Raw genomic sequence first — 18,182 nt, 5'->3', positions numbered from 1 at the left:
ATAACAAATCACTAAGAAACGCAACTTGTTTTAACGAGGAGAATCACCAAGGGCGAGATCCTCAAGATGATTCTAACGAGCAGTCTGATAACTCCAATTCGATTGCTCTGTTTATATGTTCATCATGATACATAATTTTTGATGTTTAGATCTAGTCTTTTTTCAAAGTTAATTCTTAAATTTTTTAGTTATTTTAATTAAGAAAAAAAATAGACACACTCATTCTGTAGAAGGTGTAAAACTGTAGTTCGTATCTGGTTTCTGGTAGATAAGAAATAAATTCTATAGACTACCAAATACCTACTATCTACTACTTACTATTTACCATCCACTGTTTACTCCTAAATCAATTATCACTACTATGTTTTGAGCATATATTTAAGAATTGAACGATGATTTGGTGGTATCAAAAGGTAACTCCATAATCGTGTTGACAAATAGTACCCAAAACAAAGACAAATCGGTGTCAGATTCTAGTATGCTCAAGCAGGAGTGTTCACATTAAGAATTGATATGCTAGATCTCACCGGGAAAAAAGCCTTAGTAACGGGAATTGCAAACAATCGCTCAATCGCTTGGGGGATAGCCCAACAACTGAACGCAGCAGGAGCGAACTTAGGTATTACCTATTTGCCAGATGAGAAAGGCAAAATGGAGAAAAAAGTCGCAGAGTTGGTAGAACCCCTAAACCCCAGCTTGTTTCTTCCTTGTAATGTCCAAAACGACGAGGATCTTAAGTCTACCTTCAATGCGATTAGCGATAAGTGGGGATCTTTAGATATCCTGATCCATTGCCTTGCCTATGCCAATAAAGAAGACTTGAGTGGAGATTTTAGCCAAACCTCCCGTTCTGGCTTCAATTTGGCTTTAGAAATCAGTACTTACTCCCTGGTGCAACTCGCTGGATATGCAAAACCTTTGATGACTCAAGGAGGAAGTATCCTCACTCTCACCTATCTAGGAGGTGTGCGGGCAATTCCCAACTATAATGTGATGGGAGTTGCCAAAGCAGGGCTAGAAACGAGTGTGCGATACCTAGCTGCCGAAATGGGACCACAAAATATCAGAGTGAATGCCATCTCTGCTGGTCCAATTCGTACTCTAGCCTCTAGTGCCGTAGGAGGAATCTTAGATATGATTCATCATGTGGAGCAGGTGGCTCCTCTACGACGCACTGTTACTCAGCTAGAAGTGGGCAATGCGGCAACTTTCTTGTGCAGTGATCTGGCAAGTGGAATCACTGGGCAAGTCCTTTATGTGGATGCAGGATATGAAATCATGGGTATGTAACGTTAATATTGCTATTTGCTAACCAATAACTACTATTTGTGTATTTACCATTAGTTATTAGGTATTAGCAAATGGCTCTGACCCATTACTCCATAATTAAGCATAAGCCAGGTTCTGTATGCAAATAAGCGATTCCTCCAGCACAGACTCCATCCTACGCCAAATTCTCCCCTCACAGCACGAACAACCCCAAGGGGGCGCTCGTATTGCCGAAATTAGCCGTAGGACAAGCGAAACGGATGTGTATGTTAAAGTCAACTTGGATGGTACAGGAGTTTGCAATGCAGCAACTGGCATTCCCTTTTTGGATCATATGCTGCATCAAATTTCCTCCCACGGGCTAATTGACCTAGAAGTTAGGGCGACAGGAGATTTGCACATCGACGATCACCACAGCAACGAAGATGTTGGTATTACCTTGGGTCAAGCTATTAGCAAGGCACTTGGCGATAAAAAAGGTATTGTCCGCTTTGGTCATTTCGTTGCGCCTCTTGATGAAGCACTCATTCAAGTGGCGCTAGATTTTTCCGGACGTCCCCACATCAGCTATGGTTTGCAAATTCCTACCCAGCGAGTGGGAACTTATGACACCCAGTTAGTGCGCGAATTCTTCGTAGCTTTGGTAAACCATACCCAAATGACGCTACATATCCGTCAATTAGATGGTATAAATTCCCATCACATTATTGAAGCAACATTCAAGGCGTTTGCCAGAGCAACGCGCATGGCAGTAGAAATTGATCAGCGTCGTGCTGGTACAATCCCTAGTTCTAAGGGGATGTTGTGAACTAGCACAAGCACACAGAATCATTACCCCTCTCCCCCATCTCCCCCACTTGACATTGAGGGGAGATTGGTCTTAATGGTGTTATTATTATCAGTCAACTGGATAATTTGTCATTTTTTATCTGTTGTATTAAGCACAACATGATGTCTGTAGCAAACGCCCCTGAGTCTGAACTGAATACCACAAGTATTCCGCCAGCTATTCTAACTTCTGAATTGCAAAAAGTCTATCGCACAGGCTTTTTTTTGAACAAAAAAATCGTATCCCTCAAAAGCTGTTCTTTGAAAGTTTATAAGGGAGAGACTTTTGGGTTACTTGGACCAAATGGTGCTGGTAAAACAACCTTGTTGAAATTGTTGCTGGGAATAATTCGTCCAACCTCAGGACGAGGATTGCTTATGGGCAGACCATTGGGCGATCGCACCCTTAAGGAACGCATCGGCTACCTAAGCGAAAATCCCTCTTTTTCTCACTATCTCACAGGCTGGGAATTTTTGCAGGTCTGTGCTGGGGTTTTTAAAATTTCTACAAAGGTGCAACGTCAACGCATTCCTCAACTCCTGGAACTGGTAGGCTTATCCCAAGCTGACGCCCGCAAAAAGCTGCTTCGTCGCTACTCTAAAGGTATGCTACAACGTGTTGGTATAGCAAAAGCACTGATTAACGACCCAGAACTGTTGTTGTTTGATGAACCGATGTCCGGTCTTGATCCAGTGGAACGTCACCAAATGCGAGAAATTATTTTAGCGCTGAAAGCCGCAGGCAAGACAATTTTTCTCAACAGCCATGTTCTGAATGAAGTTGAACAAATTTGCGATCGCGTTGCTATCCTTGCTCAAGGAGAAGTAATTTCCTCTGGTTCTCTTGATGAACTATTAGGAACAAATCACCTGTATCATGTCAAAGGTTACGGGGGTAATTGGGAAGTTCTTAAAAAATGGGTTCCCAATTTAGAGTACCAACCTGATGGTTCTTGGCAAGGTAAAGTCCAAGGCGATGCTTATGATTTTCTTGCCAGTTTTCGTCTCATGGGAGGGCAACTCATTGGTATGAATTTGTCTCGTCCCTGTTTGGAAGATTTTTTTGTCGAACAGATCCAAAAACACAAGCAGTCTTATAGCAATCCGGTTTGATTTGGTGAGACGGTGCGAATGACGGCTTTCCTTCCGTAGGCATCTGGCGTATGCGCAAAGCGCACGCCCAGAGCCGGCACGAGGGAGAACGCCAGGTGCTCTACTTGGGGATACCCCAAGACCGCACTGGCTCCCCTCCCGCAGCGCTGGACTCACCGTAAGGCGTGGTGTTAGCCATAGGGTGAACTAACTCGTGGGAACAGGGAACGCTTAACAGGGAACAGGAAAAAAGGCTTTTTGAAGTGTACTTAGCTGAGCAAAATCTTTGGAGGAGTCCTAATATATTCTTTTCTACGTGTATTTGTATTTTTTATGTTATTTTTAATAGCTGTAAAAAATTCTAGCAATAAACTTAGTTGACAAAAAAAAGAGCAGTTTCTGAAGGAAGGAATAAAGTTTTTCCTTCATTTTTGTAACGAATTTATTATGACAACTACGGATTCAAACTCCTGAACTTTTGTTTTCTTATCGTCTTAAGTCACAGATTTTTTTTTATGATTAAAAAAAACAGATGCTCTAGACAAAAATATCCACTTCTTAAACCATTGTCTTTTCTTAGTAAACTTTTGATTGTACGTCTTTTTCTGCTTTTCTGACAGACTTTCTTTACTTAGAAATCCTACTTTTCTTATACGTAATATTTGTTAGCAAAGAATATTTTTGTTGACGATACTGTACGAAGACAATATTGTTCAGATAAAATGTCATAAAAACCACAATATTGAAGATGATTCATGATAAACTTTATAACTTTCAATAAACTTCACTAAAAATTCAAAATAAAAAACAATTCTGATTCGGAAAAACCAAAAATTTTCAGAAAATAAAAGTGTTAGGGAACTTGAAGAAAAGACAATAGTCAAGCTTAAAATATTTAGACAGTACTTTACTAATAGTAGTTTTAGGTAAATATGGAGAATACAAGGTTAAAGTTTATCAGCCAACCTTTTGGGGGTGTAGTACTGTTAACCGCTATTAATTTCGCTTTTCCGCTTATTAGCTTAGCTCAGAATCCAACCAAACAATCAACAACGCAGATAAATAATTATACACAAAAGCAGGGAGTATCTACAGCGACTCAAACAGTAAATACAAAAACTCCTAGACAAACCGTACCTACAGCGAGACAAACAGATACAAAATATACACAAAGACAACCAGATCCGGGAGTAAGACAAATAAATACAAATTATACGTTGGGAGGTGGCGATCGCGTCAGAGTCAGCGTATTTGAAGTTCCGGAATATTCAGGCGAGTACCAAGTTCCTCCGGGTGGAGGGCTGAACCTACCTTTAGTTGGTAATGTCTCCGTTTTAGGACTGACAACAGAACAAGCAGCGGACTTAATTACTCAGAAATACTCTCGCTATCTCAAACGACCGATCATAACAATTAATCTTTTATCACCCCGTCCCATTAATATTTTCGTTGCCGGAGAGGTGACACGTGCAGGAGCTTACACTCTCAGTTTACAAGGAGGCGGAGGGAATGATCCTGGTGTGCAATTCCCAACTGTACTATCAGCACTGACGACAGCTCAAGGGATCACACAGTCAGCGGATGAGACAAAAGTGCAGTTGAGGCGTAAGATAGGACGAGGTCCAGAGCAAGTCACTGTTGTGAATTTGAAAGAGATTAGACAAACAGGCAGGATAAGGCAAGATCTGACCTTACGGGATGGAGATACCATCTTTGTGCCAACAGCAACGACTATAGACTTGGCAGATGCACGAAATTTAGCTTCATCAAGCTATGCAGCAGATCCGACCAAACCTCGTACAGTAGCACTAATTGGTGAGGTTCTGCGTCCAGGCTCCTATCTTGTCAGCGAAGGTACTGCAGAAGGGGGAAATGCAAACAATACAACAGGTGCACCAAGTATCACTGGACAACCAACTTTGATGCGAGCACTGCAATTGGCTGGGGGAATTACGCCACAGGCTGATGTTCGTAATATCTCAATACGCCGATCCACGAGAACAGGCAGCGAACAATCAATCAAAGTTGACCTTTGGAGACTACTCAATAGTGGTGACATTACTCAGGACGTAATTTTGCAAGACGGAGATACGATTGTATTTCCAACAGCAACTGAAGTCAGTCGAGCAGAAGCGACTCAATTAGCGACTACGACTTTGGCTCCTTCTCGGATTCAAGTTAATGTGGTGGGTGAAGTAAAAGCTCCAGGCGTGAAAGAAATTCAGCCTAATACCCCGTTAAATCAAGCATTGCTTGCAGCTGGCGGATTTAACGATGCTAGAGCCAGCAGGACTACTGTTGATTTGGTTCGCCTCAACCCGGATGGCTCTGTGACCAAACGAGAAGTCAAAGTAGATATCAAACAAGGAATTAATGAGCAAACTAATCCCATACTCCGTAATAATGATATTGTGATAGTCAACCGCTCTGGCATAGCTAAAGTCGGTGATACTGTGGGTGCTTTCTTCAATCCTTTTGGCACTGTGCTTGGTATTTTTAGATCTTTATTCGGGTTTTAGACAAAGCGACAAACTGGGGGCGCTGGTTGTTATTCTGTGTCCCCAGACTTTCAAAGAAACTGCATTGCAATTCCTCAAGTCATAGATTTTGCGCCCCTTAGACTAGTGATGAATGACCAATGACTCATATGCAGTTTCAGCTTGGCAAAAATTGGTGTAAGGCATCTTGGGTACAAAAATTACTCTGTCCTTTGATGCTTGTTTTGGGATGGGGTGTGGGAATGCCTTCTACAATAGCCGCCCAAACAGTTACCATCCGTTTAGGTCCATTTCAGCAGTCAGTGGCGCTCGCAGATTTAGAAAAGTTTGCCAAAACCGGGAGATTACCACAAGGACTGGAAGTTTTGTCACCCGTGCTAAACTCGCAAGTGCGAGAATTCCTAACCAAGCGGTTGGAAGTCAATCCTGCTGTTGCGGACAAATTTATTGACAACTTGGTGCGATCGCCCGGAGGTAGACAGTTCATATCATCTTTGGGTGGAGTCATACCAGGTAGTACAGCAGAAAGTATCAAAGCCACCCTGAATTTCGCACTGCGACAAGCAAACGGTTTTAGCGCATTAAGTTTTTTGCGGGCTTACCCAGGAGAAAATATTACCGTAGACGCCACGAAAGCTGTCGGTTTAGCTGTTGATTTAAACCCAAACAACTTACAGAGTCAAGCTTTTGGTGTGTTATTAGAACGAGAGTTGTCTGTTGCAACTACCATACCCTTTAAAGCTGCATTCGATCCCTCAGCGTTGGGGAATCAAGTGGTACAGCAGCAGACAATTGTTTTAAATGACCGACAGCGTAATCGTACCATTCCTGTAGACATTTATTCGAGTCAGGCAAACCCCGAAAACCCACTCGTTGTCCTCTCCCACGGTTTCGGGGCAAACCGGAAATTTTTGAGCTATTTAGCGCGTCATTTAGCTTCTTATGGCATAACTGTTGTTGCAGTTGAACATCCTGGAAGCAACTTTGATGCTGTCAATAGAGCTTCAGATAAACAGAATTTGGCACAGTTGCTACCAGGTACTGAGTTTGTTGATCGACCAAAAGATATTAGCTTTGTCCTAGATGAATTGGCAAAATTGAATACTCAATTTGGTCAATTTCAGGGTAAGTTAAATACTGAAAAAGTCACTGTCATCGGTCACTCCTTAGGAGGTTATACCGCTTTGGCTTTGGTAGGGGGAGAGGTTGACTTGGAAGAGTTGCGGAAATTTTGTAAAGATTCTTTAAATCTCGGCGAAGCTCCTGGTGATTGGTTACAGTGTTCGGCGACTTCCTTACGAGACAGAAGACTGAAAGTAAAAGATGAGCGAGTTAAGAGTGCGATCGCTCTTAACCCTCTGGTTGGGAATCTTTTTGGCAAAAAAGGTCTAACACAAGTTACCAAGCCAGTCTTAATCTTAACTGGAACAGAAGACGCCTTAACCCCAGCGCTCAAACATCAAATAGAACCTTTTACTCAACTGCGGGGTGAGAAGTATCTGCTTACTGCTATTGGTGGTACTCACTTGAGTATTAGCGATCCAATATACCCACAAAGTGCAGCGACGACTATTGTTAAAGAAAGGCGAGGTGAAGAAACGAAATCTCTTCGTCAATTAACCAAAGGTGTCAGCTTGGCATTTATCAAGCAAATAACACCAGAAGCAAAAATTTACAAACCTTTTCTCACACCAGCTTACGCACAATCTTTCTCTACACCTGAACTACCATTGCGTCTTGCTTCTGAGTTACCAGCAAGTATCAAGCGATGGCTGGAGCCTGTCGAGAAATAGTGCAGCTTCTCCTATGAGGACATGGTTAGCGATTTTAGATAATACTTTAGGATATAGCAATCCTAAATCATTTATAAACAATTCCTGTTCCCTGTTAAGCGTTCCCTGTTAAGCGTTCCCTGCCCTCATGAGACAATTTACAATCTCATTTAGGACTGCTATATAGCAGTCCTATTTCATTTGTGAAAAAACAAAGTAAATTTGTAGATTTTTCTTCCCTGTTCCCTACCTCAACGAGTTATTTCACAACTCCTGCACGGATTGCTATATCAGTTGTTAGTCAATAAAAAAACCCAGTCAGTTTCATCTGACTGGGCATTTTTGTTAGGTCAACCTACTGTGCATTCAGGCTACCTTTTCCTAACAATTCCTAAAATTAATAACTTCTTGCAATGAATTAAGCAGCAGGTGTTTCCAAGTTAACTTTGACGACTTTGTTCTTTTCTTGTTCAGACTTGGGCAGTGTCAAATTCAAAATACCGTCTTTGTATTCTGCTGTGACATTGGTATTTTGAATGTGCGCAGGCAAAGGAATCACGCGTTGGAATTTACCATAATGAAATTCAGTCACAGTACGACCCTTTTCTTCAGTTTTAGTTTCAGACTTGCGCTCTCCTTTGATGGAAACAGCGTTTTGTGTGACTTGCACATCTAAGTCTTTAGCTTCAATTCCTGGCAGTTCTAGCTTGAGATGGATAGCATCTTCTGTTTCTTGCAATTCAGCAGCAGGAACTTTTGGAAGGTTCCTTTCAATCAATGTTGAGGGTACGAGCATATCATCGAATAAGCGGTTCATTTGACGGTTTAAGGAGTTCATTTGTTGCCAATTATTCCAACGAACTAATGTCATCATTTTCTCTCCAGTCAATAGGATTTTGTTTAATCAGTTCAGCATTTAACTTGCTTCAGTTATTTATCATGTTATTTAAAAAAAGAGTGAGTCATAATACGGTTTTTCTCACTTAAAAAATCATGATCACCGAACTTTTCTAAAGCAAGAACAAAAAGAAAATCAAACCTGTCTTTACACCTCGTCCAAAAATAATCCTTATTAGCAAAGTGTGGAGTCACACCCTGTCCTACAGGGTGTGGGGTGTAGGGTGTAGGGTGTGGGGAATTAAGAAGATGTTGAACTCCTTGAGCAACTAAAATTTAATTGTCTTAAACACTACACTCCACACCCTACCCCCTACACCCTATTCAAGCGTATTGCCCAATGGAGGCAATTTTCGATTATCAGGTAATGGCGAAAGCAGGTTAAAAAAAATCCGCGCCAATGAAGCGAAGGCGCGGGACAAAAATATACAGGGCCAATAAGTGGCTATATATAAAAATATCACCTTTTGCGATCGCATCCAGCAATTGCACGCAATTTTCGCAAGCATTACTACAACTCACTCCAAACTGACCACCGCGTTCCCAGTGCTGTACCAAAAAATGTTAACTTTGGTAACAAGACACAAAACAAAAGGCTCGCGATCACTATCACAGATTGATCCGGGGCTTTTAAAATGTCTGCCTTGTTATGTAGGGCACCTAATGATTAAAGACAGCTGAACCTAGGAACGCTGCACATTAATACAGCACCATTCGTTGCGCCGCCACACGGTTGCACCAACCCAGCCGTGTTTCTCTAAAGTATCGACGACGGCTTTAGATTGCTCAAATAATATCCCACTAAAGATGCCCCAAGTACTGGGTTTAGCGATCGCACTCAAATCCGGAACCAAACTTATAATCACATCAGCCAAAATATTGCAGACAATACCATCTACAGGTTGTTCCAGCAGTTTAGTCAAAACGTCTACACTACCCTCTGCTACCACCAAGCTTTCAGGATTTATAGTGTTGAGTTCGCAGTTTTCTACAGTTGACTTGACTGCTAAAGGATCAACATCTACTGCATAGGCTTTCTTGGCTCCCAGTAGGAGTGATACTATTGAAAGGATACCAGATCCACAACCAATATCCGCAATAACCACATCATGATTTTTTTTATCATTATCCCCATAAGGCTTATTGGCTTGGATTATATGCTTTTCCAGGGATTCCAAGCACAATTGAGTTGTCGCATGAGCACCTGTACCAAATGCGACACCTGGGTCTAAACGAAGGATGAGACGATCAGAATTTTCAGGGAGTGGTAGCCATGCAGGGTTGATGAGGAGGCGATCGCCAATTTCCTGGGGTTGCCAATATTGTTTCCAGCTACTCCCCCAATCCTCCTCATCAATCACCTCCCACTGTACAACAGGTGCAGGAAATCCCATAGACAAAGCATCTTGACGCAACAGGTGCGATAAATCAGCCAAATCTGAAGGCTGCGCTTGAAATTGCGGCAAGTAACTCTTTACCAAAAAGTCATTTGCTTTTTTTTCACTGGCTGTTCCACGACAACCAAAATTTTCCAGCCGCCAAAAGATGGTATCTTCTAGCTCTGGCTCACATAAAATTTGTAATTCCCACCAAGTGTTTGCCATAAAAAAGTAAAAAGTAATACGCGCTTTGCCTTCATACGTATCACCTCACCCCGCCCTTACGGGCACCCCTCTCCGCGAGTTCGGAGAGGGGCAGGGGTGAGGCTTTAAACGCGATTTGGTATAAAAAGGCATAAGAAAAAGGTTTTCTTTTTACCCTTACGGGTTCGCCAGTTGACGCCAGGTGCTACCCTGCGGGAAGCCGCCCTCCGGGCGTCTACAAGTCGGGAAACTCTAGCCGAGCACTGGCTCCTTTATGCCGGGGAACCCTTTCGGCAGTCACCTAGGTCGGGAAACCCTCATCAAGTGCTCCCTCACCCCCGCACTGGCTCACTTTTACCTTTTGCCTTTTGCCTTTACAAAGTTACCGTATACGCATCACGAATTCCAGGCACTTTGATAATCTCAGGTAAAATCCCGTCGGGTAAGGGATCATCAAGGCTGAGTACCATCACCGCATCACCACGAATGATTTTGCGACCGACTTGCATACTGGCAATATTGACATTAAAACTGCCAAGTAAAGAACCAAGTTTGCCAATAATCCCTGGCATATCACGGTGCAGGGTAAAGAGCATATGTTGGTTAGGAGGAACGTTGATGGGGAAATCGTCCAAATTGGTTAGGCGAATTTCTCCACCACCGAACAAAGCACCTGTGACAGAATGAGTCCCCAAAGAACCAGTCGCTTCTAGATGCAAAGAACCAGCATAGTCTTTAATGGAAGCATCGCGCGTTTCAATAACGCGAATTCCGCGCTCTTTTGCCTCAATACTGGCATTAACGTAGTTAACTCGTTCCCGCAAAGCTTGGTAAAGTAGTCCTTTCAAGGATGCAACAACCAAAGGCTGACTCTTATTTGTTGCTAGTTCGCCTTGTAGCCGGACGTTGAGCAACTCCACTCGTCCGCCAGCCAACTGTCCCACCAACTTACCCAAGGTTTCTGCCAGCTGCATGTAGGGTTTGAGTTCTTCCATCACGTCGGGACTCAGTCCGGGAATATTCACCGCTGAACGCGCAGGGAGTCCCAACAACACATCCCGAATTTGTTCAGCAACATCAATTGCCACATTCACTTGTGCTTCTGTTGTTGAAGCGCCCAAATGTGGAGTGAGGACAGCTTGTTGCCCGAGTGACTTTAATGAGGATTCACCCAAAGGTTCTGCCTCATAAACATCCAGCGCCGCACCCCCAATTTTACCTTCCCGCAGAGCAACTGCTAATGCTTCTTCGTCAATAATCCCACCGCGAGCGCAGTTGATAATGCGGGCGTTGGGTTTCATTTTTGCCAATCTTTCAGTGTTAATTAAGTGAGTGGTTTCTGGAGTTTTGGGAATATGCAGCGTGATGTAATCTGCTTGCTGTATCAAAACTTCCAAATCCACTAATTGACAGCCGATTTGTTCTGCCCTTTCAGTGGAGATGAAGGGATCGAAAGCCAATAATTTCATTCCCATTGCTCTAGCAACAGCAGCAACATGGGAACCAATTTTACCTAAACCGACAATACCCAGAGTTTTTTTGTAAACTTCAGCACCAATAAAGCTTTTACGATCCCACTCACCCCGTTTGACTGAAGCATTGGCATCAGGGATGTAGCGAGACAAAGATAACATCATCGCTAGCGCATGTTCTGCAGCAGCAATTGTGTTCCCTTCAGGAGAATTAACCACCACAATTCCTTTGCGGGTAGCGGCGGGAACATCCACATTATCCACACCTACACCAGCGCGACCGATAATTTTTAATTGCGTCCCAGCTTCAATAATTTCTTGAGTAACGCGGGTACCAGAGCGAATCATTAGCGCGTCGTATTCACCAATGATTTGTACCAGTTCCTCTGGTTTTAATCCTGTTTTCACATCTACAGTAGCAACTTGGGAAAGAATATCAATCCCAGCCTGGTCAATTGGATCGGAGACAAGAACCTTAGACATGATTACTTATTTTAAAGCTAGAGGTATTCCGGAAGACGGATTTTCAGTTTAGACTGTAACGCTTGCAATTTAGCAGAAATGAGAACTTCTTATATGCCAGTAAGTGACACTCACGTGTGTTGATGATGGTACTAGAGGGTCAGTTGTTCACAATTATGCAGCGCTTCCTCCCATATCTAATGCCACCTACTCGGTAAATATAAACCATTCACAGTGTCAAAACCTATATCCAAAACCTATATAAATTATGAAATTTTCTTAGATTTAGCTGCTTTGTTGCTTACTGGGGTACTGTTCACTAATACCCTACTCAATACTTCTCGCTTAAGGTTTGATCCCCCAACTTACGCCACTTGCGTGACTGTCGGCAGAGCCGCAAGGGCGCAGTGGCTCCCCTTAAAAAGCAGGGCTGTTTCATTTCACAAGGAAAAGAAATTTGTCAATATTATTTGCGCTCAATCGTTGGGCAAAAGTGATGGAAGAATAACCTCCTGTTCGCGCAGCCGTTTCATAATCTGGAAAAACTGCGGTGCCCTTCGGGAACGCCCGTCGCCTACGGAGGAGCCAGTACTTGATGAGGGTCTCCCTCCGTAGGTATCTGGTGTTGGAAACCCTCCTCATGCGCGCTGGACTCACTTCATTACAAGTCAACAGGTAAGAAGTGCACGAACGGGCGCGGATAAATCGCCCTAATTTTAGCTATTGTACAAAAATAACAACCTTTCATAGGGCGATTTTTCCGGAGGAAGCTCACTCGGGGAGCCGCTGAGTCCCGATAGGGCAGCAAATAAGTCTGACTGACATAATCATATTTTTGTTAATGGGTAAGTCTTGAAGTAGTTGAATTTACAAGCGAGGATGTCATGACTCAATATGACTATATTGTGATTGGTGCGGGAACGGCCGGCTGCGTTGTCGCCAACCGGATCACACAAGACGGTGAAACAACCGTGTTATTACTCGAAGCTGGCAACCCAGATACTAAACCAGAGATTCAAATCCCGTTGGAATCCCCCAACTTACCCCGCTCGGAGGTAGACTGGGTATATTTCTCCCAACCAGAACCGTACCTCAATAACCGTAAAATCTTTTGTCCCCGTGGCAAAGTTTTAGGTGGCAGCAGTTCGATTAATTCGATGATTTATATCCGGGGTAATCATCACGATTATGACCACTGGCAGGAATTGGGGAATCCCGGTTGGTCGTACCAAGATGTATTGCCCTATTTCAAAAAATCTGAGAACCAGCAACGCGGTGCCGACGCATACCACGGGGTTGATGGGGATTTGAGCGTGAGCGATATTCAACCCCCTACTGTAGCATCCCAACGATTTGTAGAAGCAGCCGTGGCAATCGGATATAACCACAATCCTGATTTCAATGGGATACAGCAAGAAGGTGCGGGAATTTATCAGTTGACGGTAAAGGATGGTAAACGTCACAGTGCTGCTGCTGCATTCCTGATGCCAATTCTCAAGCGTCCCAATTTGACAATAACGACTGGAGCGTTGGTGACTCGGTTGTTGTTTGAGGGAACCCGCACCGTTGGGGTGGAATATATGCAACATGGTCAGCTGCACCAAGCCAGAGTCAACAAAGAAGTGATTTTAAGTGCTGGTGCATTCGATTCGCCCAAGCTGCTGATGCTTTCCGGCATTGGCGATGCAGAACACCTGCAAACAATGGGGATTCCTATCGTCGTTGATTTGCCAGGTGTCGGTCAAAACCTCCAAGACCACTTTCTTGTTCCTGTGGCACACCAGCTAATTGCCAGTCCTGTGCCACACCAGGTAATTGCCGGGTTACACCCAGTAACTACCAGTAATGGTAACGCTGAAGCCGGATTGTTTTTGCATACCGAAGGTAATCTGGATGCCGCGCCAGATTTACAGTTTTTCTTCGGTCCCATTCTGTGGATATCTCCTGGCAAGACTCTCTCTGGTTTGGGATTCACTGTTACAGTCAGTTTGACTCATCCCCAAAATATTGGCAGTGTCAGTTTGCCCTCGCCTGACCTCAAAGATCCACCGATTATTCGGATCAACTTTCTGCAAAGTCAATCCGATGTGCAAAAGGTGATTGAAGGAGTGAAAATAATGCGTAAATTATTTGATACAAGTGCTTTTGATGAATTTCGAGGTGAGGAAATCGCTCCCGGTGCTGAGGTGACTAGCGATGAAGCACTCGAAGCTTACATTCGGGAATTTTGCGTTACGGGGTATCATCCTGTCGGCACCTGCAAAATGGGAACTGACTCAATGGCGGTTGTCGATCCCGAACTCCGAGTACGCGGTGTTACGGGGTTGCGGGTTGTTGATGCATCGATCATGCCAACTCTGGTCGGGGGCAATACGAACGCGCCCACCATTATGATCGGTGAAAAAGGAGCCGATTTAATTAAAGCCGCTGGTGGCGTTTCACAGCAAGTAGCTTCAGCAATGGGAAACTATAGCAGGGAACAGGGAACAGGGAACAGGGAACAGGGAACAGACTTGAAAGTCTCTTGGTGAGCGTGTTTTCTCATTAGTTCGTGTCCTAATCTACCTGGCGACTGCTATAACCCTCTTCTGTCACTTTCCCCAGATGAAAACATGAAATCCTTGCTACACAAGAGTTTTAGTCTAAAGCGATGGTGATGTTTATCATATTAGAAAAGAAAGCCACAAACCCAACCCTAGTCTAAGGTTTAAACATTGCCTTTGATTTTTGATTTCGGAGAGTGACAGAAGAGGGATAACAGGAAGCGCGATACGCGTAGCGTCAAGCGTTCGACTGACTTGTACTGAGCACTTCGATAAACTCAGTAGACCTCTTGCATAAATACTTAAAATGTCATGTTGAGCGGAGCGAAACATCTCGCGAGATTCTTCACTACACTACGTTTCGTTCAGAATAACATCCCCAACTTTTGGACTTTTGCAAGAGGTCTAGTGTAAAACTTGTCGAAGTAGCGCGATTCGGCTGAGATCACCGTCGAAGCCTCACGCCGAAGTCCTCCGGCTTATCGCGCGTTTTTATTCGCACCATCACTTACCCAAAATTGCGAAGCATCGCCAACCAAGTGCAGCAACCTCAAATCTAAAATCCTCAAATCCCTACAGCATTCGCCAAATCTTGATAGTCTTGTCCCAACTCCCACTCACCAGAGTCTTGCCATCCGGGCTGATGACAACGGAATAAACCAAGTCGGTATGCCCACTCAGGGTAGATTTCAATTCACCCGTTTGCAGATTCCAAATCTTAATAGTGTTGTCGTTACTCCCACTTACCAAAGTCTTGCCATCCGGGCTGATGGCGAGGGAATAAACCAAGCTGGTATGCCCAGTCAGGGTAGATTTCAATTCACCCGTTTGCAGATTCCAAATCTTGATAGTCTTGTCGTCACTTCCACTCACCAAAGTCTTGCCATCCGGGCTAATGGCGAGGGAATAAACCAAGCTGGTATGCCCAGTCAGGGTGGATTTCAATTCTCCAGTTTGCAGATTCCAAATCTTGATAGTTTTGTCTGCACTTCCACTCGCCAAAATCTTGCCATCTGGGCTAATGGCGACGGAATAAACATAGTTGGTATATGGACTTTGGGAGTTTATATGAAACAAAACTTTGAACAAATGACTAACGCTGAACTGAAAGCTTATGCACTGAAACATCGCTCAGAAGAGGACATTGAAGCTTTGCGTGTGCTGTTTAGTCGTCGCAAGCCAAATTCACAAGCGATAATATTTCACCCGCCAAAGACTAAAGAAGAGGAGCAAGAACAATTTGAATTATTCAAGCGTATAGTCGAGGAGAAAAAAGGAAATATTGACTCTCAAAGTTAAAAGTGTAGCAACCTAACAAAAGCAAAGAATATAATTCCCAAAGCAAACACTCACTCCTCTGGATTTATACCCATTGCCCTCAGTTGCTCTGCCAAACGTTCAGCGCGTTGTTGTGCCAATTCTCGCTGTTGTCGTTCTTGTTGTAACAATAACTCTGCTTGTTCTGCTCGTTCCTCTCCAGTGAGCAACAGGTTACCTTGTGCATCCCACCAACGCAACCAAGGCAATTCTACATTTTGATAGCGACCTTGCCAAATACCTAACTCAACACCAAGAGGAGGGATTGGGTAGTGTCCCCGCTCGTTTGCTGGTACAAGTTCATAGTGGTCTTCAATTAGGTGGTAAACTTCTACCCGACTTTGGCGCACTTCATAAATACCATAAAATGCGGGTCGAATCACTTGCTCATAAACCCAAAATTTGCCTGTCCAAGGAGTTTTGTCTCGTTCTTCTAAACCATCCCCTGATACAAACTCTAATGCAATGAGTGGTGGAATAATCTCTTGCCACAATACGTAAGAACGTCGAATCTGACCACCCAGTAACGGTGGTACATTAGGCACATAAAACCAATCTGGTGCTTCTGCTCCTTTTTCTGGTGGATCTGTCATCCGCCAGTAAATACCAGAATCTTGACCGATGCAGTAATTACCATCTGGATGACGCTTTTGTAGGATTGGAGTTATAGAATCAGTTAAAAGAATACTTTGTGGGTGTTCCTGAAAATTCTTCACAAACGTTCCGTCTGACTCTGGCAACTGCGTATGGTCTGGAAAAGATTTTAACAGGGTTTCGGGTGTTCCTATAGTCGTCATAAATATATAGTGGTTTAAGAATAAGGCTTTAGTCTATGGATTTGATCGTAGCAAACCGTTATCGGTAAAGGGATTATCAGTAATGCGATACGTCTAGTAGCATCTGTTCTTTGTGCGATACGCGTAACGTCAAGTGTTCGACTGACTTGTGCTGAGCTTGTCGAAGTAGCGCTCACGCCGAAGTCCTCTGGCTTATCGCCCAACTTCAAAGGATATAATCCATTCGGCTAAATTGAGGCAAAAATGCATGAGAAAAATCTGGATACTAGCAGGAGTATTTATCAGTGCGAGTGTGCTGCTTTTGTTTTTTCGTACTGCGACATCAAAACAAACAAACTTAATCACCAAAACCATGAACTATGAGCAACGTAATTTACCAAACAGCATTGTCCATATCTTAAAAGTTCCTGCTCATAGTCAATTTATAGTAACTCCTGCATTGTCGTCACAATTAAATACAGTAGAGGAATTTGCCAAACAACATCAAGCAGTTGCCATTATCAATGCTGGCTTTTTTGATCCAGTCAACCAAAAAACAACATCTATTGTTTTTCAACAAGGAAAACTAACGGGTAATCCTAAAGACAATCAGCGATTGGTAGATAATCCTGACCTAAAACCTTACCTCAACAAGATTCTCAATCGTACAGAATTTCGGCGATACTTGTGCGAGCAAACTGTGCGCTACTCTATCACTCTCCACAGTGAGCCTTTACCACCAGGTTGTCAATTAGTTGATGCTGTGGGTGGTGGTCCGCAACTCTTACCAGAATTAACCTCAGTCCAAGAAGGTTTTGTAGATAACGCTAACAAAAGAGATGCTCTTGGTAGTACCAAACCCAATGCTCGAAGTGCTATTGGTATTATCAGTGATGGCAGCATTGTTTTGGTGATGGTTGCTCAAAAACCAAATACTCCTGGTAACTCTGGAATGTCCTTGCCAGAACTGGCTCATTTTATGAAAACTTTTGGTGTTGAGAAAGCGATGAATCTGGATGGTGGAAGTTCGTCTTCGCTTTATTATGACGGCAAAATCTTCTATGGAAAAGTTGATTCAAAGGGAAATCTGGTAAAACGACCAGTGAAGTCTGTTTTAATCGTTCAGGAAACTTTGTCAGAGGTTAAATAAATAATTTGGGAACTCTTAACGCTTAACAGGAAACAGGGAACTCTTAACGCTTAACAGAAACTGTACTAACTTCCGTTCAAAAATCAAATAGGAATCCTATACTTTTGATTTATGTGATATTGCTGACCAAATTATAAATGTTTTACATAAATTAGCTAGGAACTATTGACCCCATTCTAAAGTAATCTCTATGTTGGCTGTATTGGAACCCTTTACCAGTAAAGCGGTAAGTTTACCAGATTCAATCGCAATATCTACACCAAACTTTACAGTAGCTCTATCTGGCTTAACTTTGTGTAATGCTTCTACAATTTCTTTGGTCAGCGATTCAATAGCGGTGGTAACTTCTTCAAAAGGTCGGGATTGAAAATTTATTTTGCGATCGCCTATCTGTGTCGCTTCAACTCTAACACTTGTACCATCAGTTAGTTCCACTGTAATTATCTTGGTTTGAAGTTCCATGTGTCTTCGACTGGATTACTCTGCTTTTATAGCATTCCATCGTTCAACTAATTATCAGGAA

The 18,182-nt window shown here is 43.2% G+C and carries 14 protein-coding genes; 8 read left to right on the top strand and 6 right to left on the bottom strand.

The genetic code is table 11. The features are described 5' to 3' along the window. Positions 1-513 precede the first annotated feature (513 nt). From fabI to AC5JM2_RS31885, 5 genes are all read left to right on the top strand, one after another. On the top strand, positions 514-1,290 hold the full coding sequence (gene fabI, locus AC5JM2_RS31905) for an enoyl-ACP reductase FabI (RefSeq protein ID WP_495839557.1): 777 nt from the start codon (positions 514-516) through the stop codon (positions 1,288-1,290). Between the two features lie 118 nt (positions 1,291-1,408). Next, on the top strand, positions 1,409-2,077 hold the full coding sequence (gene hisB, locus AC5JM2_RS31900) for an imidazoleglycerol-phosphate dehydratase HisB (RefSeq protein ID WP_495839555.1): 669 nt from the start codon (positions 1,409-1,411) through the stop codon (positions 2,075-2,077). 140 nt (positions 2,078-2,217) lie between these two features. Further along, positions 2,218-3,210 (top strand): ABC transporter ATP-binding protein, encoded by a 993-nt coding sequence (locus AC5JM2_RS31895; RefSeq protein ID WP_495839553.1) that lies wholly within the window; start codon positions 2,218-2,220, stop codon positions 3,208-3,210. A 911-nt stretch (positions 3,211-4,121) separates the two neighbouring features. After that, the gene (locus AC5JM2_RS31890) at positions 4,122-5,708 is read left to right on the top strand and encodes an SLBB domain-containing protein (RefSeq protein ID WP_495839551.1); all 1,587 of its coding nucleotides are present in this window, start codon (positions 4,122-4,124) and stop codon (positions 5,706-5,708) included. 128 nt (positions 5,709-5,836) lie between these two features. Beyond that, complete coding sequence (locus AC5JM2_RS31885; RefSeq protein WP_495839676.1) at positions 5,837-7,480, top strand: alpha/beta hydrolase; 1,644 nt, start codon at positions 5,837-5,839, stop codon at positions 7,478-7,480. Between the two features lie 397 nt (positions 7,481-7,877). On the opposite strand, the gene AC5JM2_RS31880 is transcribed toward AC5JM2_RS31885, so the two are convergent. The 3 genes from AC5JM2_RS31880 to serA all read right to left on the bottom strand — a co-directional run bounded on the left by AC5JM2_RS31880 (position 7,878) and on the right by serA (position 11,894). Then, on the bottom strand, positions 7,878-8,330 hold the full coding sequence (locus AC5JM2_RS31880) for an Hsp20/alpha crystallin family protein (protein ID WP_495839675.1): 453 nt from the start codon (positions 8,328-8,330) through the stop codon (positions 7,878-7,880). A gap of 709 nt (positions 8,331-9,039) precedes the next feature. Next, on the bottom strand, positions 9,040-9,960 hold the full coding sequence (gene prmA, locus AC5JM2_RS31875) for a 50S ribosomal protein L11 methyltransferase (protein ID WP_495839549.1): 921 nt from the start codon (positions 9,958-9,960) through the stop codon (positions 9,040-9,042). 353 nt (positions 9,961-10,313) lie between these two features. Then, positions 10,314-11,894: a phosphoglycerate dehydrogenase gene (gene serA, locus AC5JM2_RS31870; protein WP_495839547.1), complete on the bottom strand. Its 1,581-nt coding sequence runs from the start codon at positions 11,892-11,894 to the stop codon at positions 10,314-10,316. An 863-nt stretch (positions 11,895-12,757) separates the two neighbouring features. On the opposite strand from serA, the gene AC5JM2_RS31865 reads away from it, so the two are divergent. After that, positions 12,758-14,404, top strand: coding sequence for a GMC family oxidoreductase (locus AC5JM2_RS31865; RefSeq protein WP_495839545.1), 1,647 nt, complete (start codon positions 12,758-12,760; stop codon positions 14,402-14,404). A gap of 585 nt (positions 14,405-14,989) precedes the next feature. On the opposite strand, the gene AC5JM2_RS31860 is transcribed toward AC5JM2_RS31865, so the two are convergent. Beyond that, positions 14,990-15,493, bottom strand: coding sequence for a WD40 repeat domain-containing protein (locus AC5JM2_RS31860; RefSeq protein WP_495839543.1), 504 nt, complete (start codon positions 15,491-15,493; stop codon positions 14,990-14,992). Here AC5JM2_RS31860 and AC5JM2_RS31855 point away from each other — a divergent pair. Continuing rightward, the gene (locus tag AC5JM2_RS31855) at positions 15,485-15,715 is read left to right on the top strand and encodes a DUF6887 family protein (protein ID WP_495839541.1); all 231 of its coding nucleotides are present in this window, start codon (positions 15,485-15,487) and stop codon (positions 15,713-15,715) included. The two genes, AC5JM2_RS31860 and AC5JM2_RS31855, sit on opposite strands and share 9 nt — an antisense overlap. 50 nt (positions 15,716-15,765) lie before the next feature. Here AC5JM2_RS31855 and AC5JM2_RS31850 read toward each other — a convergent pair whose 3' ends face one another. Further along, on the bottom strand, positions 15,766-16,530 hold the full coding sequence (locus tag AC5JM2_RS31850) for a Uma2 family endonuclease (RefSeq protein WP_495839539.1): 765 nt from the start codon (positions 16,528-16,530) through the stop codon (positions 15,766-15,768). A gap of 247 nt (positions 16,531-16,777) precedes the next feature. Here AC5JM2_RS31850 and AC5JM2_RS31845 point away from each other — a divergent pair, with 247 nt between their 5' ends. Next, the gene (locus tag AC5JM2_RS31845) at positions 16,778-17,659 is read left to right on the top strand and encodes a phosphodiester glycosidase family protein (RefSeq protein ID WP_495839537.1); all 882 of its coding nucleotides are present in this window, start codon (positions 16,778-16,780) and stop codon (positions 17,657-17,659) included. Between the two features lie 162 nt (positions 17,660-17,821). On the opposite strand, the gene AC5JM2_RS31840 is transcribed toward AC5JM2_RS31845, so the two are convergent. Next, positions 17,822-18,121 (bottom strand): CU044_2847 family protein, encoded by a 300-nt coding sequence (locus tag AC5JM2_RS31840; RefSeq protein WP_495839535.1) that lies wholly within the window; start codon positions 18,119-18,121, stop codon positions 17,822-17,824. Positions 18,122-18,182: the final 61 nt, after the last annotated feature.

This window comes from Brasilonema angustatum (genome assembly GCF_059505445.1).
The sequence above is the reverse complement of the archived record's forward strand: the minus strand, read 5'-3'. Positions and strand labels throughout refer to the sequence as shown.